A 22,954-nucleotide genomic window follows, 5' to 3' on the forward strand; every position below is an offset into this window, starting at 1 on the left:
ATTTCACCATGGATCTGCGCATTCAGCGCGCCGTTGTCGCCAACCTGCGTACCCGCCCGAACGCCGTCGAAGCCGGCCCGTTCGTGCTCGGCCTGGACAACGGGACCGACAGTCCGCACATCAACTACGCCACGCCGATCCCCGGCACCGAGATCACCGCGGACGACGTCCGCGCCCTGGTCGAGGCGTTCGGCGCCCGGCCGCCGCGCCTGGAGTACGTCGTCAGCTGCGCTCCCGAGCTGGAGAAGCTGCTGCTCGACGCCGGTTTCGCGGTCGAGGCCCGGAACGAGTACCTGACCTGCCTGCCCACCACGATCGCGGCGCCGCCGGTCCCGGACGGCTTCGAGCTGTTCGCGCCGGAGACCGACGACGAGATCGCCGGCGTGATCACCGTGCAGAACGCGGCGTTCGGCTCCCCCGACCCGGCCGGGCCGGGCGACGTCGAACGGCAGCGCCGCGTCCGTAGCAGGGGCGGCGTGTTCATCGGCGCCCGCACCGCCGACGGCAGGTACGCCGGTGGTGGCGGCACGGTCGTGCCCAGCGACGGGATCTGCGAGATCGGCGGCATCGCGGTCGGCACGGACCACCGCCGGCACGGCCTGGGCGGCGCGATCACCGCCGAGATCGCCGGGCGGCTGTTCGGCGCCGGGGTCGACGTGGCCTGGCTGGAGGCCGGCGGCGACGACTCGTGGCGGGTCTACGAGCGGGTCGGCTTCCGCCCGTCCGGCCAGCGGCTCTACATCGCCAAGTACTGACTCAGTGATCCGCTGTCCAACTGAGTGATGTCCCCGCCGGCGTCCAGGGCCCCATCGAGCAGTCCCGCCAGGGACTGCCCGTAGACCCGGAGGCCGGCGGGGCCGTCCACCAACTCCGGACCGGACCAGGAAGCGATCGTCCAGTAGTTGCGGTCGCTCCCGAACCTGGCGACCACGGATACGAACCGGCCGTCGCCCAGGTCGAAGATCGGGGCGATCCACCAGTCGCCCTCGAGTTCGGTGATGTCGCCGAACGGTTGCAGCCGCCAGGCGCCGTCGAGCAGGACGCCCGAGCCGAAACGGCCGTAGAGCGCGACGAGCACCGGGGCGCCGACCCATGGCAGATGCTCCGCGGGGCCGTCCATCCGGCCCTCCCGCTCCAGCCGGTCCAGCACGTCGTCGAGCTCGGGCCCGCCGCGGGTGAGGTAGCAGCCCACGACCGGCCGCAGGGAACCGTCGGCGTCCTGGGCGACCGCGAGCACCCCGGCGTTCAGGGCGAGCAGCGTCTGCTCGCCGGTGACCAGGTTCTCGTAGAGCACCTTCACCCGGGACAGGGTGGCGGCCGCGGCGTCGGTCACGATGCCGGGCTCGGTCATGTCGTCGATCGGCCGGTCCAGCAGCGGGTTCGGGTGGTCCTCGTCGCCCAGGTACGGATAGAACCGGCCGATCCAGCCGGGCGCCGTGTTGCCGCCGGACGCCCTGCGCAACTTCAGGATCCGCTGCCAGAACTCCCGGTCCGCGTCGCCCTCGGCGGCCCGGACGAACTGGTCGGCGATCGGGGCCAGCGAGCGGCACCACTTCTCCAGGCCCAGGTCCATCGCGGCGAGGTGGTCCACCCGCGCGCGGATCACCCGCCAGTCCGCGGCCGTCCCGGTCAGCGTGACCGACGGGATGCCGCAGAGCGTCTCGACGCGGTAGGCGAAGTACGGCGACCAGGCGTCCATCAGCACCACCCGGCCGGCCATCCGGTCGACCGCGGAACTGGTCGAGAAGTCGAGCGCGAACACGTCGCCGAACGCGGCCGGGAGCAGTTGCTCGAACGCGGCCACCACCTCCGGCCAGACCGGCGCGCCGGGGACCCGGACGGTCAGCAACTCACGGCCCTGGTGGCCGACCAGGCGGTCGCGGAGCTCGTCGGCGTGCACGCGGATGTGCCGGGCGACGCCCTGCAGGACGGTCAGCCAGACCGCGTCCGGGGACAGGGTCAGCGGGCGATGGTCGGTGAACGCCCGCGCGACCGCACCGAGCAGCGGGTGGACGCCGTCCGGCGGCAGCACCGGCAGGTCCGGGTCGCCGGCGGTCCACAGGGCGTCCGGGTGCAGGCGGCCGAGCGGCCGGGTGGGCAGGGGGTCGGCGGCCGGGGTCACGGCGTCGGCCGGGAAGCTGATCACGGGCCTATGGTGGCAGCGTGACGATGATCGGCGCAGCCCTGGTGACCGGTGCGTCCCGAGGACTCGGGGCGCACATCGCGCGGCGGCTCGCGGCCGACGGCTGGCCGGTGGCGGTGAACTTCCGGTCCGACGCGGACGGGGCCGCGCGGGTCGTGGCGGACATCGTGGCGGGCGGGGGCCGGGCGATCGCGGCCCGGGCGGACGTGACGTCGGAGGACGACGTACGGCAGATGGCTCTTGACGTTGAATCTCGTCTCGGGCCGATCCGGGTCGTGGTGGCGAACGCGACCGGGCCGCAGCCGACCCGGCCCGCGGCGGAGGTCAGCTGGCGGGATCACCTGGACCAGCTGGAGTTCTTCGTGAAGAGCCCGACGTTGCTGCTGCGGGCCGTGCTGCCGGGGATGCGGGAGCTGGGTGGCGGGCGGTTCATCCACATCGGGTCGGAATCGCTGGAGCTGGCGTTCCCGGGGGCGTCCGCCTACAACGCGGCCAAGGGGGCGCAGCTCGCCCTGGCCCGGACGTGGGCCCGTGAGCTGGGCGTCTTCGACATCACGGTGAACGTGGTCGCGCCCGGGTGGATCCCGGTCGAGCGGCACGGGGAGGTGACCGCGGAGAACGCCGCGGGATACGTCGCGGCGGTTCCGCTGGGGCGGATGGGAACGCCGCGGGACGTGGCGGACGTGGTCGCGTTCGTGGCGTCGGACGCGTCCCGATTCGTCACCGGTGAGCAGATCACCGTGAACGGCGGCCGCGCGATCGGCTGAGATTTCTTCAGTCTGGACTGGTCAGTTTTAGCTGAAGGAATTACCGTTGGCGGCATGAGCGAGATTCCCGCGTCCGCGAGCCGGGCCGCCGGCGAGATCCGGGTGGTGTTCAGCCGGCTGCGCCGCCGCCTGCGCGAGGTGGCCGCCCTCGGCGACCTCACCCCGTCGCAGACGTCCGTGCTCAGCCGCATCGAGCGGGGTGGCCCGGCCTCGATGAGCGACCTGGCCGCCGCCGAGCGGGTCCGCCCGCAGTCGATGGCGGCGATCCTGACCGCGATCGGTGAGCACGGGCTGATCCAGCGCTCCCCCGACCCGACCGACGGGCGGCGCCAGCTGGTCTCGCTGACCGAGAGCGGGCGCGAGGCGATCGCCGGGTCCCGGCGGCAGCGGGAGGAGTGGCTGGCCCGGGCGCTCGCCGATCACTTCACCGAGACCGAGCGGCAGACGTTGCTCTCGGCGATGGCGTTGATGGACAAGCTGGCGGAGCTGTGACCGGCCCGTCCGCCGTCCGCCCCGGCACGGGCGACCTGGCCGCGGGTCGGGACGAGCCGCCGGCCGCGGGTCGTGGCGAGTCATCGGCCACGGGCCGGGGTGAGTCCCCGGCCGCGAGCCGTGGCGAGTCCCCGGCCGCGAGCCGTGGCGAGTCCCCGGCCGCGAGCCGTGGCGAGTCCCCGGCCGCGGGCCGGGGTGGGTTCAATCGGCGGCTGATCACGCCGATGGTGCTCGGGTCGATTCTGAACCCGGTCAACTCGTCGATGCTGGCCGTGGCGCTGGTGCCGATCGGGATCGCGTTCGGGGCGCCGCCGGCCGAGACCGCGTGGCTCGTCTCCGGGCTGTACCTGGCGACCGCGACCGGGCAGCCGGTCGTCGGCCGGCTGGTCGACCGGTTCGGGGCGCGCCGCTTGCACCTGCTCGGGTCGGCCGTGGTCGGGCTCGCCGGGCTGCTCGGGGCGCTCGCGCCGAGCCTGGGCGTGCTGATCCTCGCGCGGGTGCTGCTCGGCCTGGGCACCTGCGCCGGCTACCCGGCGGCGATGTACCTGATCCGCGGCGAGGCGCGGCGCACCGGCGTGGACAGTCCCGGCTCGGTGCTGACCATGCTGTCGGTCTCCGCGCAGACCATCGTGGTGATCGGCCCGACCCTCGGCGGCCTGCTGATCGGCGCCGGCGGGTGGCGCACGGTCTTCGCGATCAACATTCCGATCGCGGTGGCCACGTTCGTGCTCGGCTACATCTACCTGCCGCGGAACCGGCCCGCGCCGTCCCAGGCGTCGTTCGACATTCCCGGGATCGGGCTGTTCGCGGGCATGCTCACGGCACTGATGCTGTTCCTGATGGCGCCGTCGGTGGCCGACCTGTGGATGCTGGCGCTGGCCGTCGCGGCGGGGGTGGGCTTCGCCGTACGGGAGATGCGGGTCTCGGATCCTTTCATCGACCTCCGGGTCTTCGGTGGGAACGTGCCGCTCATCGCCACGTATGTGCGGGCGCTGCTGGCGCAGACCATCGCGTACGCGGTGATCTACGGCTTCACCCAGTGGCTGGAGGCGGGCCGGGGCCTGAGCCCGTCGCACGCCGGCCTGATCCTGCTGCCGATGTCGCTGGTCGCGATCGGGGTCTCCACGGCGACCGGCCGGCGCGCCGGGTTCCGGGCGAAGCTGCTGGTCGGCACGGTCGCACAGCTCGTCGCCGCCGGGCTGATGCTGGTCCTGAACGGCGCCAGTCCGATCTGGATCATCATCGTGATCTCGCTGATCTGCGGTCTCCCGCAGGGGCTGCACAGCCTGGCGAACCAGAACGCCGTCTACTACCAGGCCGACCCGGCCCGGATGGGTGCGTCGGCGGGCCTGTTGCGCACGTTCAGTTACCTCGGCGCGATGGTGGCGTCGGCCGCCTACGGCGCCTTCTTCCGCGACGGCGCCGGAACGGCCGGCCTCCACGAGGTAGCCGTGTTCTTGATCGTGGTCGCCACCCTCCTCCTGATCCTGATCATCGCCGACCGTTCCCTGACCCGGCTCAGCGCGGAAAGCTCCCGCAATTCCAGCAGCTCCCGCCGCAGCGCCGAGGAATCCAGCAGCCCCGACGCCACGGACAGCCCCGACGCCTCGGCCAACTCCCGCGCCACGGGCGACCCCCGCGCCGCCGACAGCTCCGGCGCCGCTGTGAGCGAGCGCGGAAACAACGATGCCAGCACCGAAGCGAAAGGCTCCCCAGCATGACCGTCACCGCCATCGACCCGAAGACCGCGCTGGTCGTGATCGACCTGCAGCACTCGATCGTCACCCGCCCGGTCACCCCGGTGCCGGCCGCCGACGTGGTCGCCCGCACGGCCGAGCTCGCCGCGGCCTTCCGCGAACGGAACCTGCCGGTCGTCCTGGTCCGGGTCGCCTTCGCCCCGGACGGCGCCGACGCCCCGCCCGGCCGCGTCCAGGCGGTCCGCCCGCCGTCGGCCACCCCGCCCCCGCCGAACGCCGGCGAGATCGTCGACGAGATCCGCGGCGCGAACGACATCATCGTCACGAAGCGCAACTGGGGCGCCTTCCACGGCACCGACCTCGACCTGCACCTGCGCCGCCGCGGCGTCACCCAGATCGTCCTGACCGGCATCGCCACCAGCATCGGCGTCGAGTCGACCGCCCGGGCCGCGCACGAGCACGGATATCACGTCACGCCGGCCTCCGACGCCATGTCCGACCTCAGCCCGGAAGCCCACCAGAACAGTCTCGACCGCATCTTTCCCCGCCTCGGTGAAGTCGCCACCACCGCCGAGATCCTCGACGTCCTCGCGAAAACGTACCCCTTGGACTGAGGCCTTCGGCGGTTGTCCACACTGGCGCTCTGTCCACAGGCCACCCACCTGATCTTGCGGTTTTCCGGCAGGATTGTCGGTGTGGAGGTCAGCCCCCTGGTGGGTGGGGACTCGCTCCGGCAGGGGGCTCGCTCCGGCAAGGGGCTCGCTCCGGCAAGGGACTTGCTCCGGCAGGGGGCTGGCGACTGCCTGCCGACGGCGAGGGCTCGCCGCGCTGGAGAGCATGGAGTCGGCGGGCCGCCGCCCACGACCGGCCGGCGGGCGCAGCCCGCCACAAGTCGACGGGCGCCAGCCGCGACTAGCCAGCGGGCGCCACAGGGCACGAGCCGACGGGTGCCGACGGGCATGAGCTGACGGGGTGTCGCAGGGCACGAGCTGCGGGCCGTTGCCGGGTGAGCCGGGCACGAGCTGCGGGCCGCTGCCGGGTGAGCCGGGCACGAGCTGCGGGCCGCTGCCGGGCGGGCCGGGCCGCTGAGGGGCGCTTAGGGAGGCGCGGGGAGGCGTGGCTCGGGGACCGGGCCTACCGCCGTACGGGAAAGGAAAAGCCCGCGGCCGGAAGCCGCGGGCTCACCTGGAGAAACACCCGGTCAGGCGCCGCGCAGCGTAGCTCCGAAGCGGCCGGCCGTGACCGCGACCGCCGCGTCGCGGGCGGCGATGGTCTCCTCGGACGTGAGGGTGCGGTCCGGGGCGCGGAACGTCAGCTTGTAGGCCAGCGACCGCTTGCCCTCGCCGAGCTGGGCGGACTCGTACACGTCGAAGAGGGTGACCGATTCCAGCAGCTCGCCGGCGCCCGAGGCGAGGGCGGTGCGGACCTCTTCGGCCGGGATCGTCGCGTCCAGGATCAGGGCGACGTCGATCAGGGCCGGCGGGAACGTGGAGATCCGCACGGCGTCGACGACCGGGGCGTCCGGGAGGGCGTCCAGGTCGATCTCCATCGCGCTGGTGCGCTTGGGGAGCTCCAGCGTGGAGATCACCGCCGGGTGCAGCTCGCCGGCGTGGCCGACGACCTTGCCGTCGACGACGATCTCGGCGCAGCGGCCCGGGTGCCACGGGGCGAGCTCCGCCGCGCGGACCGTGACCCGGGCGTCCGGGACGCCCGCGGCGCTGATCGCGACGCGGGCCGCCTCGACGGCGTCCGCCCAGGTCGCGGTGCGGCCCGCGCCCCACCAGCCGGCCGGCTCGACGTCACCGGACAGGACCGCGGCGAGGTGCCACGGCTGCTCGGGGACGATCGTGTTGGCCTGCGCCCACTCCTCGGCGGTCGGGCGCCGGTCGACGCCCAGCACCTGCGGCGCGGACGCGGTCAGGCGCGGCAGGAACACCGTGCCGGCCTCGAAGAGGGCGACGTCCCGCCGGCCGCGGCCGAGGTTGCGTTTGAGGGTGCCGAGCAGCGGGCCGAGCAGGCTGGTCCGCAGGTACGGCTCCTCCTCGGAGAGCGGGTTGGTCAGCCGCACCGTGCTGCGCCGCGGGTCGTCCGCGGGCAGTCCGAGCTGGTCGGCGGCGGTCGGCGCGACGAACGGGTAGGACAGCACCTCGACGTACCCGTTCTCGGCCAGCGCCCGGCCGACCGACCGGCGACGACGCTGGCCGGGGGTGAGGCCGTTGCTGGCGCCGGTGGGCGGCAGCACGCTGGGGATGTCGTTGTAGCCGCCGAGCCGGGCCACCTCTTCGACCAGGTCGATCGGGGTGAGCAGGTCGGGCCGCCAGCTCGGCGGGACGACGTCGCTGCCGGCGACCGTGCAGCCGACCGCGGTGAGCAGCTCGGCGATCCGGTCCGGTCCGTAGGGCAGGCCGATGATCCGGGACGGCAGCTCGGCCGGCAGGTGGATCACGGTGGGTTTCGGGACGTTGTCGATGTCGAGAACCAGCTCGTCGGGCGTGCCGCCGGCGTGTTCGGTGAGGATCTCGACGGCCCGCTGCAGGGCGACCAGCGGAAGCTGCGGGTCGACACCGCGTTCCCAGCGCTTGGCGGCCTCGCTGAACAGCTTGTGGCGGCGGGCGGTGCGCCCGACCATCACCGGGTCCCAGTGCGCGGCCTCCAGCAGGACGTTCACCGTGCCCTGCTGCCATTCGCTGGTCTCGCCGCCCATCACCGCGGCCAGCGAGATCGGCCCGGTCTCGTCGCAGATCACCATGTCCTCGGCGTCGAGCACGCGCGCGACACCGTCCAGGGTGGTCAGCTTCTCGCCCGGGTGGGCGCGGCGCACGATCAGGCCGCCGCGCAGCCGGTCCAGGTCGAAGACGTGCATCGGCTGGCCGAGTTCGAGCATCAGATAGTTGGTGATGTCGACCGGCAGGGAGATGGCGCGGATGCCGGCCGCGATCAGCCGGCGCTGCATCCACTCGGGCGATGCGGCGGACGGGTCGATGCCGCGGACGACCCGCGCCGCGAACCGGTCACATCCGACTTTGTCCTGAACTTCGACAGGATAGGGAGACTTGTCGGTCGGCTGCGTCGCCGGGCCCGCGCCGGGGTCGGTGAAGCGCACGCCGAAGTGGGTGGCCAGTTCCCGGGCCATGCCGCGGACGCTCATCTCGTACCCACGGTCGGGGGTGATCTCGACGTCGACCAGCACGTCGTTCAGCCCGACCACGGGGCGCGCGTCGGTGCCCGGGGCGGGCGCGTCCGCGGGGAGCACAATGATGCCGTCGTGATCGTTGGAGATCCCGAGTTCGGCGGCGGAGCAGATCATGCCGTGCGAGTTGCGGCCGTACGTCTTGCGCGCACCGATCTTGAACCCGCCCGGCAGTTCCCCGCCGGGCAGGATGACCACGACGAGGTCGCCCTCGGCGAAGTTCCGGGCCCCGCAGACGATCTCCTGCGGCACGTCGCGCCCGACGTCCACGGTGGTGAAACGGATCGGCTTCTTGAAGCCGGTCAGCTCCTCGATGGTCAGCACCCGGCCGACGACCAGGTCGCCCTGGATCGTGGCGGCCTGGTCGACGATCGACTCGACCTCCATGCCGAGGTTGGTCAGCGCCTGGTCGAGCCGCTCGGCGGTGAGGTCCGCGGGCAGCTCGACGTACTCGCGCAGCCACGACAGTGACGTCAACATCTCGTCAGGACTCCATTCCGAAGTTCGTGGTGAACCGCACGTCGCCCTCGACCATGTCGTGCATGTCGGAGACGCCGTTGCGGAACATCAGGGTCCGCTCGACACCCATGCCGAAGGCGAACCCGGAGTACGTGGCCGGGTCGATGCCGCAGGCGATCAGCACCCGCGGGTTGACCATGCCGCAGCCGCCCCACTCGACCCAGCGCGGGCCGTCGCGGTGCTGCGCGAACCAGACGTCGAACTCGGCGGACGGCTCGGTGAACGGGAAGTAGTGCGGCCGCCAGCGGGTCCGCGCGTCCGGCCCGAACATCGCCTTGGCGAAGTGGTCCAGGGTGCCGCGCAGGTGGGCCATCGTGATGCCCTCGTCGATGACCAGGCCCTCGATCTGGTGGAAGACCGGGCTGTGGGTGGCGTCCAGCTCGTCGGTCCGGTACGCCCGGCCGGGGCTGACGACGTGGATCGGCGGCGTCCGGGTGAGCATGGTGCGCACCTGACCGGGCGACGTGTGGGTGCGCATCACCAGGCCCGGCAGGTCCACGAAGAACGTGTCGGAGGCGCCGCGGACCGGATTGTCCGGACCGATGTTGAGCGCGTCGAAGTTGGCCCACTCCAACTCCAGCTGGGGACCGTCGACGATGTCGTAGCCCATGCCGAGGAAGACGTCGGCCATGTGGTCCATCAGCGTGGTCAGCGGGTGGCGCGCGCCGCGCGGGCGGCGGTTCCACGGCAGGGTGACGTCGACCCGCTCCTCGACCAGCACCCGGGCGGCGCGGTCGGCCTCGAGCTCGGCCTGGCGGGCGTCGTAGGCGCCCTGCACGCCCTGGCGGGCGATGTTGACGCGCTTGCCGGCGTCGGACTTCGCGGCCGGTGGCAGCGAGCCGATCTCCCGGCGCGCGAGCGACACCGGCGAGCGGTCGCCGAGGTGCGCGGGCTTCAGCGCGGCGAGCGCGTCGAGGTCGGCGGCCTGCGCGAACGCCTTCTCGGCGTCGGTGACGGCGGCCTCGAGCGACTCGGGCGCCAGCAGGACGGCCTGCTTCGGATCATACGGATCGTTGCGGTAGGACATAGTCTGGCGAACTCCCTAACACCGGATAAGCCATCGGGCAGTGTACGGAGGCACGGCTGAGCCGCAGCCCGCCGGTCACCGGGAGTCGCGCGAATGTGTCAGATCCGGCGCCCGCGACCAGCGGGCCGGATAAACAGCTCCCTCAGACCTGACATGGCGGCCAGTCTACCTCTCAGCGTTGGGCGCGAGCACTCGCATAAAGGCAGACGGCGGCCGCGGCGGCCAGGTTGAGACTCTCCGCGCCGCCGTAGATCGGCACCCGAACCCGGCGGTCCGCGCTCCTCAGCAGCTCCGGGGAGAGGCCGTGCGCCTCGGAGCCGAACAGCCAGGCGGTCGGCGCGGCCAGCTGACCGCCGTCGAGCAGCGAGTCCACGTCGTCCTCGCCGGTGCCGCTGGTGGCCAGCACCTGCAGGCCGGTGTCCTGGAGCAGGTCGAGCACGTCCAGGGGGGCGCGGACGACGTCCACGTGGAACAGGGAGCCGGCGGACGCCCGTACACACTTGCCGTTGTAAGGATCGACGGCATCGCCGGCGAAGATCACCGCGCCGGCGCCGGCGGCGTCGGCGGTGCGCAGGATGGTCCCGGCGTTGCCGGGGTCCCGGATCTCGGCGACCACCGCGACCAGCTGCGGCCGCTTGGCCAGCGCCTCGCCGATCGGCACGTCCACCTGCTCGCAGAGCGCGACCAGGCCCTGCGGGTGCACGGTCTCGGTGAGCGCTTCGAGGGCGTCGTCGGTGACCGGCGAGACCTCGGGCGCCTGCGCGGTCAGCTCGGCGTGCCGGTCCAGGCCGGCCGGGGTGCCGAACAGCTCCAGCACCACGCCGGCGGCGAGCGCCTCACGGACGGCCTGCGGCCCCTCGGCGAGGAAACGGCGCGCCTGGTCCCGGTCCCGGCGACGCTGCAGGCGCCGGGCGGCGACGATTCTCGGGGTACGCGGTGTGTACATCTGCTCCGTTTTCGGAAATGGAAACGCCCCCCGATCGCTCGGGGGGCGTCCTGTGGAACGAGACTCAGGCAGCCTGAGCGGCAGCGCCGCCGGTGCCCTCGGCCGCGACAGCCGCGCGGGCGATCTCGACGATGCCGGCGAAGGCAGCCGCGTCGTTGACCGCGAGGTCGGCCAGGATCTTCCGGTCGACCTCGACCTCGGCCAGCTTCAGACCCTGGATGAGGCGGTTGTAGGTCATGCCGTTGGACCGGGCCGCCGCGTTGATGCGGGTGATCCAGAGCTGACGGAAGTCGCCCTTGCGGTCACGGCGGTCACGGTACGAGTACTGCATCGAGTGCAGCACCTGCTCCTTGGCCTTGCGGTACAGCCGGGAGCGCTGACCGCGGTAACCACTCGCGGTCTCGAGCAGGGTGCGGCGCTTCTTCTGGGCGTTTACCGCCCGCTTGACGCGTGCCATTTCAAGTACTCCTTACAGGGGAACGTGTGAGGCGCGCGTCAGCGGCCCAGAAGCTTCTTCACTCGCGGCACGTCGACCTTGGCCACCGCGACAGTGCCGGTCATCCGGCGGGTAACGTGGGAGGACTTGTGCTCCAGCAGGTGGCGCTTGCCGGTCAGCTCACGCACGATCTTGCCCTTGCCGGTGACCTTCACCCGCTTACCCATGCCGGTGTGGCTCTTCATCTTCGGCACTTAAAACGCCTCTTTCTGATCTTTCCCCACGACCAGGGGGACACGGGGAAAAGCTGACTACTGTGCGGTGGTCTCGGCAGATTCGGCCGGCGGAACCTCGGTACCGTCGCCGTCGCCCTCACGCGGTTCCCGGGCGGGCTTGGCCCCGGCCGCGGTAGCGGCGACCGCGGCGGCCTTCGTGGCCCGGTGCGGTGCCAGCACCATGATCATGTTTCGGCCGTCCTGCTTCGGACTGGCCTCCACGAAGCCGAGCTCAGAGATCTCCTCGCTGAGCCGGCGGAGAAGCCGGAAACCCAGTTCGGGGCGGCTCTGCTCACGGCCGCGGAACATGATCGTCACCTTGACCTTGTCGCCCGCCTTGAGGAACCGCACCACGTGACCCTTTTTGGTCTCGTAGTCGTGCGGGTCGATCTTCGGCCGGAGCTTCATTTCCTTGATGACGGTCTGCTGCTGGTTGCGCCGCGCTTCGCGGGCCTTCAGTGCGCTCTCGTACTTGAACTTGCCGAAGTCCATGAGCTTGCACACCGGCGGCCGCGCCATCGGAGCAACCTCGACCAGGTCCAGATCGACATCCGCGGCCAGCTGGAGCGCGCGCTCGACCGGCACGATGCCGACCTGCTCACCCTCCGGACCGACCAGACGGACCTCTCGTGCCCGGATCTGTTCGTTCACGCGTGGTTCGACGCTGATGGGGCCTCCTCAGAACGTACCTATATCTGCCAATGTCGGTCGGCCCCGAGTCACCGTTCCCCGCAGACGGCGGGAACGGCCGGGAAAGCAGAAGGCCTCGGCGCGCACCGAATCAGTGCATGCCAAGGCCCGCTCGACCGGTCATCGGCGTCCAAAGGGAGGACGCGCCCCGAACAGGAAATATTCCCCGTACGGATGACCGGACCCAGTCACGCAGGTGACTCGGGTGGGAACCAGCGGGCTCCTCTTTCGCGTCCCGCTTTTACGCAGGACGTGGTCGACTGCCCGCCAGTCTATCAGCCCGTTTGCGAGGCCGTATGCAGGGCTCGAAGAGCCCGCACCCCGTCCACCGCGTAGTCCTTGTCGACCGCCTGCAGCGCGTGGATCGACACCTGCTCGTCGTCGAGCAGCTCCAGCTGCGCCCACGGCGAGTTCCGGTCGAACCGCACCGCCCGGACCACGTTCCACGGCAGGTCGTAGCCGCCGACCACGTTGCGCACGTGCACGCCCTGGTCGTCGGCGGCCACCCGGGGCCGGCAGAACGCCAGGATGCCGAGGCCGAACAGGACGCCCAGCCCGATCATCGCGGCCTGGTCACCCCGCTGGAAGCTGCCCGAGCCGACCTGGCCGGCGTTCTCGAACCCGGCCTGGCCGTGCAGCCCGAAACTGAGCACGGTGAAGAACACGACCACGACGGCCGCCAGCGAACCGGCCACCCAGCGGATCTTCTGCGGTCTGAAGCTCACGTCAGTCATCACAACCTACAGTTCGCGATATCCGTCACCAGAATGGCACGCGCGCCCAGTTCGTACAGCTCGTCCATCACCTTGTGCACCTGGCTGCGCTGGACCATCGCCTGCACGGCGACCCAGCCCTCGCGGTGCAGCGGGGAGACGGTCGGCGACTCGATGCCCGGGGTCAGCGCGGTGGCCTGGTCCAGCAGGTCGGCCCGGACGTCGTAGGCGAGCATCACGAAGTTGCGGGCGACCAGCACCCCGTTGAGCCGGCGCAGCAGCTGGGCGCCGCCGGCCGGGGGCTCGGCCAGCCGTCCGATCAGGATCGCCGACGAGCGCATCAGCGGCTCGCCGAGCGTGACCAGGCCGGCCTGGCGCAGCGTCGCGCCGGTCTCCACGACGTCGGCGATCAGATCGGCGACCCCGAGGCGGACCGCGTTCTCCACCGCGCCGTCGAGGCGGACCACCTCCGCCTTCAGCTCGTGCTCGGCCAGGTAGCCGCTGACCAGGCCGGGGAACGCGGTGGCGATCCGCTTCCCACCGAGCTGGTCCACCGACGACAACGTGCCGGCCGGGACGGCCCAGCGGAACGTGGCGCCGGCGAAGTTCAGGTCGAGCAGCTCGGTGGCCGGGACGCCGGAGTCGACCAGCAGGTCACGGCCGGTGATGCCGAGATCCAGATCACCCGAGCCGACGTACGTCGCGATGTCGCGCGGCCGCAGGTAGAAGAACTCGACGTTGTTGGCTTCGTCACGGCAGGCCAGGTCTTTGGGGTCGGTGCGCTGCCGGTAGCCGGCGTCCTTCAGCATCTGCGAGGCGGGCGCGGACAGGGTGCCCTTGTTCGGAATGGCGATACGCAGCATTGACGTGCTCCTTCGTTCTCGACGGACGGATCGGGGCGCACGTCAGAGATGTCGGTACACGTCCTTGAGCTCGAGACCGGTGGCGATCATCAGGACTTGTGCCTGGTAGAGCAGCTGCGAGATCTCCTCGGCAGCCCGCTCCGGGCCCTCGTGCTCGGCGGCCATCCAGGACTCGGCCGCCTCCTCGACGACCTTCTTCCCGATGAAGTGGACTCCGCGTTCGAGCGCGGCGACCGTGCCCGAACCGGGGGTCTGTTCCGCCGCCTTGCGCTGCAACTCGGCGAACAGTTCTTCGAACGTCTTCACGGGAGACGATTGTTGCAGCTCATTACGGTCCGACTACGAACGGCCCCAGCCCATGGGACGTTCTTTTAAGCTCCCGGCATGGTCAGTCGTCTCACCCCTCTCCTCATCGGCGGCGCCGTACTGGCGCTCGCCTCCGTCACGGCCTGTTCCCCGGTCGAGGACGACACCACCACGTCCGCATCCCCGTCGGCGTCCGTCGACGCCTGCCCGTCCGGCGCGCTCACCGGCACCGTCACCCCCGGCAAGCTCACGATCGGCACCGACAACCCGGCGTACGAGCCGTGGTTCAAGGACAACAAGCCGGACAACGGCCAGGGCTTCGAGTCCGCGATCGCGTACCAGGTCGCGCAGCGGCTCGGCTACACCAAGGAGCAGGTGGCCTGGACGTCCGTGACGTTCAACAACGCCATCGCCCCCGGGCCCAAGACGTTCGACTTCGACATCAACCAGTTCTCCATCACCGACGAGCGCAAGCAGGCCGTCGACTTCTCCTCGCCGTACTACCTGGTCCGGCAGACCGTCATCACCACCAAGGGCTCCAAGATCGCGAACGCCAAGACGCTCGCCGAGCTGTCCGGCGCGAAGCTCGGCGCCCAGGTCGGCACGACCAGCTACCAGGCGGTCACCGACATCATCAAGCCGACCGCCAAGCCGTCGGTGTTCAACAGCAACGACGACGCCAAGGCGGCGCTGGAGAACGGCACCGTCGACGGCATCGTGGTCGACCTGCCGACCGCGTTCTACATGACCGGGGCCGAGCTGAAGGACGGCGTGATCGTCGGCCAGCTGCCCCAGGTCGGCGTGCCCGAGCAGTTCGGCCTGGTGCTGGACAAGGGCTCCAAGCTGACCGGCTGCGTCAGCGGCGCCGTCGACCAGCTGCGCCAGGACGGCAGCCTCGCGGTTCAGGAGAAGACCTGGCTGTCCGACGGCGGAGCGCCTGAGCTCCAGTGACCTACGCGCCAAGTGCGCGGCAGCGCGAGCGGATCGTCTTTCATCGCCGGCAGGCGATCCGCTCCGTCCTGCTCGCCGCCCTCTCCACCGCCGTCGTCGGCGTCCTGATCGTCGTCGGGATCACCGGCTCGCCCGGATGGCCCCGGGTCAAGCAGTCGTTCCTCAACGTCGACGTCGCCACCAAGTACCTGCCGGACATCCTCGACGGGTTCTGGCTCAACATCCAGCTGTTCCTGGTCTGCGCGCCGCTGGCGCTGCTGCTCGGGCTGGCCATGGCGGTGCTGCGCACGCTGCGCGGGCCGGTCTTCTTCCCGGTCCGCGCGATCGCCACCGGATACACCTACATGTTCCGCGGCCTGCCGCTGATCATCACGATCTACCTGTTCGCGTTCGGCCTGCCCGGGCTGCGGCTGCAGGGCACCCCGGACGTGCTGGTGCTCGGCGGGGCGGCGATCGTCATCACCTACGGCTCGTACCTGGCCGAGGTGTTCCGGGCCGGCATCGAGTCGGTGCACCCCAGCCAGGTCGCCGCGGCTCGCTCGCTGGGGCTCAGCTACCGGCAGGCGATGCGTCACGTGGTGCTGCCGCAGGCGGTTCGCCGGGTCGCCCCGCCGCTGCTCAACGACGTGGTGTCGATGCAGAAGGACGTCGGCCTGATCTCGCTGGCCGGTCCGATCGACGCGATCCGGTCCGCTCAGATCGGCCAGGCCGGGAGCGCGAACTTCACGCCGTACGTCGTCGCCGCAGTGCTTTTCATTCTTTTGGCTCTGCCGTTGATCGTGATCACCGACCGGGTGACGCTGCGGGCCGCCCGAACCCAGAACGCGGGGTCGTGATGCTGCTCTCCTGTACCGACGTGCGCAAGACGTTCGGGGACCGCGTCGTCCTCGACGGCCTCGGCCTGGAGGTCGGCGAACACGAGGTGGTCGCGCTGATCGGGGCGTCCGGCTCGGGCAAGTCGACGCTGCTGAGGTGCGTGAACCTGCTCACCGAGATCGACGACGGCACGATCCGCCTCGACGGCGAAGAGATCACCGACCCCAAGATCAACCCCGATTTGGTACGTCGGAAGATCGGTCTCGTCTTCCAGAGTTACAACCTGTTCCCGCACATGACCGTCCTGGACAACATCACCCTCGCGCCGACCCGGGTACACAAGCGGGCCGCCGCCGAAGCCCGGGAGAACGCGATGACCTGGCTGGAGCGGGTCGGGCTGACGGACAAGGCCAAGGCCTACCCGGACGGCCTCTCCGGCGGCCAGCAGCAGCGCGTGGCGATCGTCCGCGCACTGGTCAACAGCCCCCGGCTGCTGCTGCTCGACGAGGTGACGTCAGCCCTCGACCCGGAGCTGGTCGGCGAGGTGCTCACGATGATCCGTGACCTCAAGGGCGAGGGCATGACCATGGTGCTGGCCACCCACGAGATGGGCTTCGCCAAGCAGGTCGCCGACCGCGTCGCGTTCCTCGACAACGGCCGCGTCCTCGAACAGGGGCCGCCCGAGCAGGTGCTGGGCGACCCCACCGAAGCACGCACGCGTCAGTTCCTGTCCCGCATCATCGAGGCGGGACGTCTCTGAGCCAAAGACGACCCAGCGGCGCGGTGACCGGATTCGAGGCCCGCGCCGTAGCTCCTCAATCCCGGTTCTTGAGCTGCTCGTTCCACTGTCGCGCTGTTATTCGGGTGTCTTCGTCGGCAGAACACGCCGCGGCGGCGATCACTTTCTTCCGCATCTTGACGAGGCCGACCTTGTCCAGCAGCTCAATCAATCCCCAATAGTCGGCGGCCTCCCTCGAGCCATCTTCGAGAAACCCGACCACGATTGGCGTCAAGGCCTTTTCAGAGGCGGCCGGCTCCAGTCTCGCGATCATTTGGCGGACCTTGCCGCTGCGATAGTCGAGCCCGAGCGCCAACTCTAAGAGCTGCGGGACGAGCGCCAACACGACGTCCGGCCTCGTCATATCGAACTCGTCGAGAACCTGGAGAGCGGCGTCCCGCCCCGCCGGAGTTGGGTAGGCGAAGGTCAGCGCTTCGCGCAGCGGGGGTGTCGGATCGCCTTCGAACAGTCGTGACCGAGCCTCGAGATACATCCGACGAGCCTGCAGCAGATCTTCCTAGTCGTCTGTCATGGCAGCTGGATCGCCTCCCATGGCACGCCCTTGATCAGCTTTGTGAACTTCGAGAACGACATCGTCTCAGTTGCGCGGATGGTGATGTGACCCTCCGGAATGCCATCTATTCCGCCGTCTCGGGCATAGGTCAAGCCCTTCGGGAGACTATCCATCAGCTCCAGGGCGATCCATCAGCTCCAGGGCGATTCGGAGGAGGTTCCTAGCCGCCCCACGAAGGCTCCCACCGAGGTTCTTCGCACTTCGGCCGATGGCGCCGGCTGCTCTTCCTGCGCTGCCGAGGAATCCGCTGGCTTTGCTGGCAACAGCGCCGCAGGCGCCCTTGAGCCCCGATCCCACCGTTGGACCGAATCCGGCAGTGCCCCACCGATTGCGGCGCCGATGCCGACATCGACGGCGAGGTCCCAGCCGCGTTCGCCGTCCATCCATCCGGCGACGAACGATGAGGCGGCACCCGCCAGCCGAGGATGGGCTGCCGGCGGTGCAGCCACCGCAGGCCTTGGCCAGGACCTCGGTCCCGGTGACCAGGCCGACGATGTTCTTGGCCTTGTTTACCGGACGTGTCGCTGACGCAGGTGCCGTACTGCGCGTCCACCGGCACGGTGTGCGTGTAGCTGCGCTCCAGGACGCCGAACATGTCGCGGGTGGTGTCGTCGGCGTACGCGTTGTCGGTCTGGGTGTACCGGTACGACGGCGTGCCGCCGCCGGCGATCCGCTGCCGGGTGTACGTCTCCACCGGCGAGATCCAGTTGTACCGGGCAGTTTCTGGCCCGAATCATCGAAGCCGGCCGGCTTTAGCGACCTGGAATGGCCTGAGCCGTCAGATCATTCCAGGTTCACTGCTCCCATAAGCCCGATCCCAAGCCCGGATCCAGTAATCGGCGCGCTCCACGAGCGCCGGGAAACGCGCGGCAATCCCGGCCATCAGTGACACGATCTCGGCACGAGAATCTGCGGGGAACACGTCCTCGACCCAGAGCGCGACAGCCACGCGATATTCGTCGTCACCCCGCAGCCAGCGGCGCAACACGGGAACAACGTTCGCATCGTCATCCAGATCCCAGGAGAGCTTCGCGAACACCTCTGCCAATGCCTCAGGAGGCAGGTCGGGAAGGCGACGGTCCACCAGGAAATTCGATACGTCCTCGACATTGATCACGACGTCCTCCGGAAGGTCCAGGAAGAAGCTTATCCGGGTTGATGGCCCCTCCGTCGTTCGCTTCATTACTCCAAACATGTGCGCAGAAAGCAGAGGGTTTCTTCCTCCAAAATCTCAAACCCCTGGCAGGCCAGCCCTTCAGCGACACGCACATGTACCTACTGACAAGATTGGAGGTTGCGCCTCGCATCGGCAATTTTCTTTATCAGATCTGAAAGCTCTTCAGGAACATATTCTTCAATGTCAACCGCAATCTCCTCCACGAGAAGGACAGCATCGACAACATCTTCGATGCGAGTGCTTTCGTTCACGACGCCAAGTGCCGCCATAGGCGAACCCAGCGATGACTCGACACGCCCCGGGAGCGAATCGAAGAACACCGAGTCATCGGCGCAAACTATGTCAGCAAAGCGCTGGACAGCCTTCCGGAAAGCAACTTCACTCTCATTCACTACTACTCTCCCAAAGCTTCCAACGATCAATTACTCGCAAACAACAGATGAATCACCGTCATTTCAAGTGCTTGATATCCCGACTGCCCAGACGCGCGGCGCAGAGGGCGGCCGGGAACCGAACGTGGTTGCGCTTGAGGCCACGGTCGGGCACGGAGGCATCACCGTCACCCCGCTGACGAATATTTGCCGCAATCCCATTGCACCAATAGAAACAATGTGTGTTTTGGGTCGCCATCCACTGCCGTCCCACTGCCTAGCCGACATCGCAATTCGCTGACGACCATGGCCGCATACGTCAACGCAGGCACAGAAAGCTCTTCCTGGCGCTCCCCTACCTCCACAAAGATATTTCCTGCTTTGCTCGCTACCACACTGGCAACAATAGCTGCTTCAAAACCGGAGCAGGCATTACGAAACTATCCAAACCATCTAGAGACGGCGCAGTAACGGTCCATCTCCGAAACCACCAGTCGCCACGGTTGGCCGGAATGGGCCGCGGGCTGACGCGAACGGTTTTCGCCGCCTCAATATAAACGTTAGCATCGGGATTCGACACATAAACACCGTCATCGGGGCTCGGCATATCGCCTTACTCTCGCCAAAATAGACCTCCATTCACCCAAGAGGCAGCACCCTTCTTAAGGGCCTCGTTCATCGAAGGATGCGCCTCTGGCTTGAAGCAGGACTCACACGGAAGCGTATTATGTACGAGCGACTTATTGACTTCAAGTGTCCGCCCGGCCGGCGCAGGTCGGCCAGGCCGGGAGCGCGAACTTCACGCCGTACGTCGTCGTCGCACTGCTTTTCATTCTTTTGACCCTGCCCTTGATCGTGATCACCGACCGGGTGACGCGCGTTGCTCGACAACGGCCGCGTCCCCGAACAGGGGCCGCCCGAGCAGGTGCTGGGCGACCCCGTCGAAGCGCTCAGCGTGCCTTTGGGGACAGCCGGCCTTTGCGGATCAGCACGGCCCGCCGCAGGCCATCACGCGCAGGCGGTCGGCCGGGCCGTTCCAGACGTCCTGGTCGCCGGGGAACGGCGTCTGCTTGTCCGACCACTGCCAGAACGAGTAGGTGGACCAGCCGGCCGGCACCGAGCTCGGTTTCCGGACGCCGAACTCGGCCAGCCACAGCGGGCTGGTCGAGCCGAACGCCGTGCTCCGCCCGGTGCAGGTGTTCCACCAGTTCGTCCGGGTGTAGATCACCGGCCGGCGTCCGGTCCGGGCCTGGTAGCGGTTGCTGAAGTCGCGGATCCAGTTGACCATGGGCGTGCCGCGCATCCCGTAGCACTGGTCGGGCCGACCCGGGTAGCCCTCCAGATCCACCGCGCCGGGCAGGGTCCGGCCGTCCCGGCTCCAGCCCCCACCGTGATCGACGAAGAAGTCGGCCTGGCGGGCGCCCCCACTCGTGGGGCTCGGAATGGCGAAGTGATAGGCGCCGCGGATCAATCCGGCCTGGTAGGCCCCGTTGTACTGACGGGCGAAGTTCGGATTGGTCCGGCTGCTGAGGCCCTCGGTCGCCTTCACATAGGCGAACCGGCCACCCTGCTGGAAGACGCGAGGCCAGAAATTGTCGCCCGACTGCCAGCCGGAGACGTCCAGACCCGGTGGGCCGGCCGGTGCGGCGAGAGCGGGCACCGCCGGGAACAGGGTGACACCGGCGGCGAGAGCGACGAGGGCGGCGTGGAGACGGCGGATCGATCGCATGGTTCTCCCCATCGAGAGTTCATCGGGTGATTCCGCCGGCCGGGTCGGATGCCGATGACGCTATCCCGGGAAAAATGTGAGACCAGATCCCTACTTCGTACGGATTACCCGTTCTGAACGAGAAAGGGCCGATCATCCGTACGATGATCGGCCCTTACCGGAACTTCTCAGTACTTCTGGACCTCGCGGATGGCGAGCGCCGCGTCCAGGACGGCGACCGTGCTCTGCCAGCCCTTGTCCTCGATCGAGTCCTCCAGGCCGGCCCGGTCGCGGGCCTGCCCGAGGCTGTGCACGGTGAGCACGCCGTGCGCGACCGGGGTCTCCGCGTCCAGCGCGACCCGGGTCAGGCCGGCCGTGACCGCGTCGCACACGTACTCGAAGTGCTGGGTCTCGCCCTTGATCACGACGCCGAGCGCGACCACCGCGTCGCACTTCTTCGCCAGCGCCTGAGCGACCACCGGCAGCTCCACCGAGCCGGCCACCCGGGCCACGATGACGTCGGTCACGCCGCACGCCTCGGCGGCCGCCGTGGCCCGCGAGATCATGTGGTCGACCAGGTCGTTGTGCCAGCGCGAACCGACGATGCCGAGCCGCAGCCCGGCCGCGTCGACGGGCTGGGTGTGTGGATCACCGAAGCCGGCCATCAGAGTCCCCCTTTGTCGTCATCATCGTCTTCCGAACCGGTCCCGGTCAGCCCAACGCCTCGAACAGGTGGCCCATCCGGTCCCGCTTGGTCCGCAGGTAGCGCACGTTCTCCGGGTGCAGGCGAACCGGCAGCGCCTCGCGGCCGGTGACCCGCAGGCCGTAGCCCTCCAAGCCGGCCCGCTTCGCCGGGTTGTTGGTGAGCAGGCGCATCGAGCGGACGCCCAGGTCGTACAGGATCTGGGCGCCGATGCCGTAGTCCCGCGCGTCGGCCGGCAGGCCGAGTTCCAGGTTCGCGTCGACGGTGTCGAAGCCGCGGTCCTGCAACTGGTACGCCTGCAGCTTGTGCAGCAGGCCGATCCCCCGGCCCTCGTGCCCGCGCATGTAGAGCACCACGCCCCGGCCGGCCGCGGCCACCCGCTCCAGCGCGGCGTCCAGCTGCGGGCCGCAGTCGCAGCGACGGGAGCCGAAGACATCCCCGGTCAGGCACTCGGAGTGCACCCGGACCAGCACATCCTCCCCGTCCGAGAGGTCGCCGTAGACCAGCGCGACGTGCTCGCCGTGGTCCGCCTCGGTGCGGTAGCCGACCGCGGTGAAGACGCCGTGCTCGGTCGGCATGGTGGTCTCCACCACCCGCTCGACCTGCTTGCCGTCCTTCTCCCGCAGGTAGGCGACCAGGTCGGCGATGGTGACCAGGACCAGGTCGTGCTCGATCGCGAACTTCTCCAGGTCGGGGCGGCGCTGCATGGTGCCGTCGTCGTTGACCATCTCGCAGAGCGCGCCGGACGGGCTGCACCCGGCCAGCACGGCCAGGTCGATCGCGGCCTCGGTGTGCCCGGGGCGGCGCAGCACCCCGCCGGCCTTGGCGCGCAGCGGCACGACGTGCCCGGGACGCGACAGGTCGGCGGGCTGGGTGGTGGCCGAGCCGAGCAGGCTGATCGTCCGGGCGCGGTCGGCGGCCGAGATGCCGGTGCTCACACCGTGCCGGGCGTCGACGGCCACGGCGTACGCGGTGCCCTTCTTGTCCTGGTTGGTGTGGTACATCGGGGGCAGGTCCAGCCGGTCGGCCTCCGACTCGGTGATCGCCACGCAGATGTAACCCGAGGTGTAGCGGACCATGAAGGCCACCATCTCGGGCGTGGCGTGCTCCGCGGCGAAGATGAGGTCGCCCTCGTTCTCCCGGTCCTCGTCGTCCACCACGATCACCGGCCGACCGGCCTTGATCTCGGCGATCGCGCGCTCGATGCTCTCAGACATTGCGGCTCCCCAGCATCTTCTCGACGTACTTGGCGATCACGTCGACCTCGAGGTTGACCGGTTCGCCGATGGCCTTGCTGCCCAGCACCGTGTGCTTGGAGGTGGCCGGGATCATCCCGACCGAGAACGTGTCGTCGGTGACCGCCATGACGGTCAGCGACACCCCGTCCACCGTGATCGAACCCTTCTCCACGACATATCGGGCCAGATCGGCGGGGAGTGAGAAGGTCACCACCTCCCACTGATCGGCCGGCTCGCGGCCGACCACCTTCGCCACCCCGTCCACGTGGCCCTGCACCAGGTGACCGCCGAGGCGGCTGCCCAGGGCGGCGGCCCGCTCCAGGTTGACGTTGCTGCCGACGGTCAGCGCGCCCAGCGAGGAGCGGCGCAGCGTCTCACCCATCACGTCGGCGGTGAACACCCCGTCGACGTTGTCGATGACGGTGAGACAGACGCCGTTGACGGAGATCGAGTCGCCATCGCCCGCGTCCGAGGTGACCAGTGGCCCCCGGACGGCGATGACGGCGGAGTCCTCGGCGCCCTCGGTGAGACGGACGATCTCCCCGAGTTCTTCGACGATGCCGGTGAACATTCC

25 protein-coding genes are annotated in these 22,954 nt (G+C 69.6%); 8 read left to right on the forward strand and 17 right to left on the reverse strand.

The genetic code is table 11. The annotated features are described in order from the left end of the window. Positions 1–8: 8 nt before the first annotated feature. Positions 9–755, forward strand: coding sequence for a GNAT family N-acetyltransferase (locus L3i22_RS43160; RefSeq protein WP_221323214.1), 747 nt, complete (start codon positions 9–11; stop codon positions 753–755). Here the strand turns inward: L3i22_RS43160 and L3i22_RS43165 are convergent. Continuing rightward, complete coding sequence (locus tag L3i22_RS43165; RefSeq protein WP_221323215.1) at positions 737–2,146, reverse strand: DUF4419 domain-containing protein; 1,410 nt, start codon at positions 2,144–2,146, stop codon at positions 737–739. The two genes, L3i22_RS43160 and L3i22_RS43165, sit on opposite strands and share 19 nt — an antisense overlap. 23 nt (positions 2,147–2,169) lie before the next feature. Between L3i22_RS43165 and L3i22_RS43170 the strand changes: the two genes are divergently transcribed. Genes L3i22_RS43170 through L3i22_RS43185 form a run of 4 tightly spaced genes read left to right on the forward strand, consistent with a single transcriptional unit; the run spans position 2,170 to position 5,713 of the window. Beyond that, positions 2,170–2,910, forward strand: a complete 741-nt coding sequence (locus tag L3i22_RS43170; protein ID WP_255658765.1) for an SDR family oxidoreductase — start codon at positions 2,170–2,172, stop codon at positions 2,908–2,910. Positions 2,911–2,964: 54 nt separating this feature from the next. Further along, the gene (locus tag L3i22_RS43175) at positions 2,965–3,402 is read left to right on the forward strand and encodes a MarR family winged helix-turn-helix transcriptional regulator (RefSeq protein ID WP_221323216.1); all 438 of its coding nucleotides are present in this window, start codon (positions 2,965–2,967) and stop codon (positions 3,400–3,402) included. Further along, positions 3,399–5,123, forward strand: coding sequence for an MFS transporter (locus L3i22_RS43180; protein ID WP_255657595.1), 1,725 nt, complete (start codon positions 3,399–3,401; stop codon positions 5,121–5,123). Before L3i22_RS43175 ends, L3i22_RS43180 begins: the two co-directional genes overlap by 4 nt. Then, positions 5,120–5,713: an isochorismatase family protein gene (locus L3i22_RS43185; protein WP_221323217.1), complete on the forward strand. Its 594-nt coding sequence runs from the start codon at positions 5,120–5,122 to the stop codon at positions 5,711–5,713. Before L3i22_RS43180 ends, L3i22_RS43185 begins: the two co-directional genes overlap by 4 nt. Before the next feature lie 587 nt (positions 5,714–6,300). On the opposite strand, the gene pheT is transcribed toward L3i22_RS43185, so the two are convergent. The 9 genes from pheT to L3i22_RS43230 form a co-directional block, all read right to left on the reverse strand. Then, positions 6,301–8,769: a phenylalanine--tRNA ligase subunit beta gene (gene pheT, locus L3i22_RS43190; RefSeq protein ID WP_221323218.1), complete on the reverse strand. Its 2,469-nt coding sequence runs from the start codon at positions 8,767–8,769 to the stop codon at positions 6,301–6,303. Between the two features lie 4 nt (positions 8,770–8,773). Further along, a complete protein-coding gene (locus L3i22_RS43195; RefSeq protein ID WP_221323219.1) occupies positions 8,774–9,835 on the reverse strand; it encodes a phenylalanine--tRNA ligase subunit alpha in 1,062 nt (353 codons plus the stop codon). A gap of 172 nt (positions 9,836–10,007) precedes the next feature. Beyond that, entirely contained in the window at positions 10,008–10,781 is a 774-nt protein-coding gene (locus tag L3i22_RS43200) for an RNA methyltransferase (protein ID WP_221323220.1), read from the reverse strand. 64 nt (positions 10,782–10,845) lie between these two features. Beyond that, on the reverse strand, positions 10,846–11,238 hold the full coding sequence (rplT, locus tag L3i22_RS43205) for a 50S ribosomal protein L20 (RefSeq protein WP_221323221.1): 393 nt from the start codon (positions 11,236–11,238) through the stop codon (positions 10,846–10,848). A 38-nt stretch (positions 11,239–11,276) separates the two neighbouring features. Next, on the reverse strand, positions 11,277–11,471 hold the full coding sequence (rpmI, locus tag L3i22_RS43210; protein ID WP_221323222.1) for a 50S ribosomal protein L35: 195 nt from the start codon (positions 11,469–11,471) through the stop codon (positions 11,277–11,279). Between the two features lie 57 nt (positions 11,472–11,528). Then, positions 11,529–12,143: a translation initiation factor IF-3 gene (gene infC, locus L3i22_RS43215; protein ID WP_221323223.1), complete on the reverse strand. Its 615-nt coding sequence runs from the start codon at positions 12,141–12,143 to the stop codon at positions 11,529–11,531. A 314-nt stretch (positions 12,144–12,457) separates the two neighbouring features. After that, positions 12,458–12,916, reverse strand: a complete 459-nt coding sequence (locus L3i22_RS43220) for a PH domain-containing protein (protein ID WP_221323224.1) — start codon at positions 12,914–12,916, stop codon at positions 12,458–12,460. After that, positions 12,916–13,758, reverse strand: coding sequence for an ATP phosphoribosyltransferase (gene hisG, locus L3i22_RS43225; protein ID WP_221323225.1), 843 nt, complete (start codon positions 13,756–13,758; stop codon positions 12,916–12,918). The genes L3i22_RS43220 and hisG overlap by 1 nt, the downstream gene beginning before the upstream one ends. A 42-nt stretch (positions 13,759–13,800) precedes the next feature. Then, positions 13,801–14,064, reverse strand: a complete 264-nt coding sequence (locus tag L3i22_RS43230) for a phosphoribosyl-ATP diphosphatase (RefSeq protein ID WP_067696625.1) — start codon at positions 14,062–14,064, stop codon at positions 13,801–13,803. A 78-nt stretch (positions 14,065–14,142) separates the two neighbouring features. Between L3i22_RS43230 and L3i22_RS43235 the strand changes: the two genes are divergently transcribed. Genes L3i22_RS43235 through L3i22_RS43245 form a run of 3 tightly spaced genes read left to right on the forward strand, consistent with a single transcriptional unit; the run spans position 14,143 to position 16,591 of the window. Continuing rightward, positions 14,143–15,015: an ABC transporter substrate-binding protein gene (locus L3i22_RS43235; RefSeq protein WP_221323226.1), complete on the forward strand. Its 873-nt coding sequence runs from the start codon at positions 14,143–14,145 to the stop codon at positions 15,013–15,015. Further along, positions 15,012–15,851: an amino acid ABC transporter permease gene (locus L3i22_RS43240; RefSeq protein WP_221323227.1), complete on the forward strand. Its 840-nt coding sequence runs from the start codon at positions 15,012–15,014 to the stop codon at positions 15,849–15,851. Before L3i22_RS43235 ends, L3i22_RS43240 begins: the two co-directional genes overlap by 4 nt. Continuing rightward, positions 15,851–16,591, forward strand: coding sequence for an amino acid ABC transporter ATP-binding protein (locus tag L3i22_RS43245; RefSeq protein ID WP_221323228.1), 741 nt, complete (start codon positions 15,851–15,853; stop codon positions 16,589–16,591). Before L3i22_RS43240 ends, L3i22_RS43245 begins: the two co-directional genes overlap by 1 nt. A 55-nt stretch (positions 16,592–16,646) precedes the next feature. On the opposite strand, the gene L3i22_RS43250 is transcribed toward L3i22_RS43245, so the two are convergent. The 7 genes from L3i22_RS43250 to L3i22_RS43280 form a co-directional block, all read right to left on the reverse strand. After that, positions 16,647–17,102, reverse strand: coding sequence for a hypothetical protein (locus L3i22_RS43250; RefSeq protein WP_221323229.1), 456 nt, complete (start codon positions 17,100–17,102; stop codon positions 16,647–16,649). Between the two features lie 859 nt (positions 17,103–17,961). Then, positions 17,962–18,366 (reverse strand): hypothetical protein, encoded by a 405-nt coding sequence (locus tag L3i22_RS43255; RefSeq protein ID WP_221323230.1) that lies wholly within the window; start codon positions 18,364–18,366, stop codon positions 17,962–17,964. Positions 18,367–18,458: 92 nt separating this feature from the next. Beyond that, on the reverse strand, positions 18,459–18,752 hold the full coding sequence (locus L3i22_RS43260) for a hypothetical protein (RefSeq protein WP_221323231.1): 294 nt from the start codon (positions 18,750–18,752) through the stop codon (positions 18,459–18,461). A 964-nt stretch (positions 18,753–19,716) separates the two neighbouring features. After that, positions 19,717–20,460 carry a GH25 family lysozyme gene (locus L3i22_RS43265; protein ID WP_255657596.1) on the reverse strand — a complete coding sequence of 248 codons (744 nt, stop codon included), beginning with the start codon at positions 20,458–20,460 and terminating at the stop codon, positions 19,717–19,719. 167 nt (positions 20,461–20,627) lie between these two features. Further along, on the reverse strand, positions 20,628–21,104 hold the full coding sequence (gene ribH, locus L3i22_RS43270) for a 6,7-dimethyl-8-ribityllumazine synthase (RefSeq protein WP_221323233.1): 477 nt from the start codon (positions 21,102–21,104) through the stop codon (positions 20,628–20,630). Between the two features lie 46 nt (positions 21,105–21,150). After that, positions 21,151–22,359: a bifunctional 3,4-dihydroxy-2-butanone-4-phosphate synthase/GTP cyclohydrolase II gene (locus L3i22_RS43275; RefSeq protein WP_221323234.1), complete on the reverse strand. Its 1,209-nt coding sequence runs from the start codon at positions 22,357–22,359 to the stop codon at positions 21,151–21,153. Beyond that, entirely contained in the window at positions 22,352–22,951 is a 600-nt protein-coding gene (locus L3i22_RS43280; RefSeq protein WP_221323235.1) for a riboflavin synthase, read from the reverse strand. Before L3i22_RS43280 ends, L3i22_RS43275 begins: the two co-directional genes overlap by 8 nt. Positions 22,952–22,954: the final 3 nt, after the last annotated feature.

It is taken from the genome of Actinoplanes sp. L3-i22, assembly GCF_019704555.1.
Lineage (GTDB): Bacteria > Actinomycetota > Actinomycetes > Mycobacteriales > Micromonosporaceae > Actinoplanes.

Bases quoted from the DNA above. Each gene is read 5' to 3' on its own strand.
- hisG (WP_221323225.1), bottom strand. From the start codon at position 13,758: ATGCTGCGTATCGCCATTCCGAACAAGGGCACCCTGTCCGCGCCCGCC.
- L3i22_RS43255 (WP_221323230.1), bottom strand. From the start codon at position 18,366: ATGAAGCGAACGACGGAGGGGCCATCAACCCGGATAAGCTTCTTCCTG.
- L3i22_RS43245 (WP_221323228.1), top strand. From the start codon at position 15,851: ATGCTGCTCTCCTGTACCGACGTGCGCAAGACGTTCGGGGACCGCGTC.
- L3i22_RS43185 (WP_221323217.1), top strand. From the start codon at position 5,120: ATGACCGTCACCGCCATCGACCCGAAGACCGCGCTGGTCGTGATCGAC.
- L3i22_RS43220 (WP_221323224.1), bottom strand. From the start codon at position 12,916: ATGACTGACGTGAGCTTCAGACCGCAGAAGATCCGCTGGGTGGCCGGT.
- L3i22_RS43160 (WP_221323214.1), top strand. From the start codon at position 9: ATGGATCTGCGCATTCAGCGCGCCGTTGTCGCCAACCTGCGTACCCGC.
- pheT (WP_221323218.1), bottom strand. From the start codon at position 8,769: ATGTTGACGTCACTGTCGTGGCTGCGCGAGTACGTCGAGCTGCCCGCG.
- ribH (WP_221323233.1), bottom strand. From the start codon at position 21,104: ATGGCCGGCTTCGGTGATCCACACACCCAGCCCGTCGACGCGGCCGGG.
- L3i22_RS43280 (WP_221323235.1), bottom strand. From the start codon at position 22,951: ATGTTCACCGGCATCGTCGAAGAACTCGGGGAGATCGTCCGTCTCACC.
- L3i22_RS43235 (WP_221323226.1), top strand. From the start codon at position 14,143: ATGGTCAGTCGTCTCACCCCTCTCCTCATCGGCGGCGCCGTACTGGCG.
- L3i22_RS43195 (WP_221323219.1), bottom strand. From the start codon at position 9,835: ATGTCCTACCGCAACGATCCGTATGATCCGAAGCAGGCCGTCCTGCTG.
- L3i22_RS43265 (WP_255657596.1), bottom strand. From the start codon at position 20,460: ATGCGATCGATCCGCCGTCTCCACGCCGCCCTCGTCGCTCTCGCCGCC.
- L3i22_RS43200 (WP_221323220.1), bottom strand. From the start codon at position 10,781: ATGTACACACCGCGTACCCCGAGAATCGTCGCCGCCCGGCGCCTGCAG.
- L3i22_RS43275 (WP_221323234.1), bottom strand. From the start codon at position 22,359: ATGTCTGAGAGCATCGAGCGCGCGATCGCCGAGATCAAGGCCGGTCGG.
- rplT (WP_221323221.1), bottom strand. From the start codon at position 11,238: ATGGCACGCGTCAAGCGGGCGGTAAACGCCCAGAAGAAGCGCCGCACC.
- L3i22_RS43175 (WP_221323216.1), top strand. From the start codon at position 2,965: ATGAGCGAGATTCCCGCGTCCGCGAGCCGGGCCGCCGGCGAGATCCGG.
- L3i22_RS43250 (WP_221323229.1), bottom strand. From the start codon at position 17,102: ATGTATCTCGAGGCTCGGTCACGACTGTTCGAAGGCGATCCGACACCC.
- L3i22_RS43170 (WP_255658765.1), top strand. From the start codon at position 2,170: ATGATCGGCGCAGCCCTGGTGACCGGTGCGTCCCGAGGACTCGGGGCG.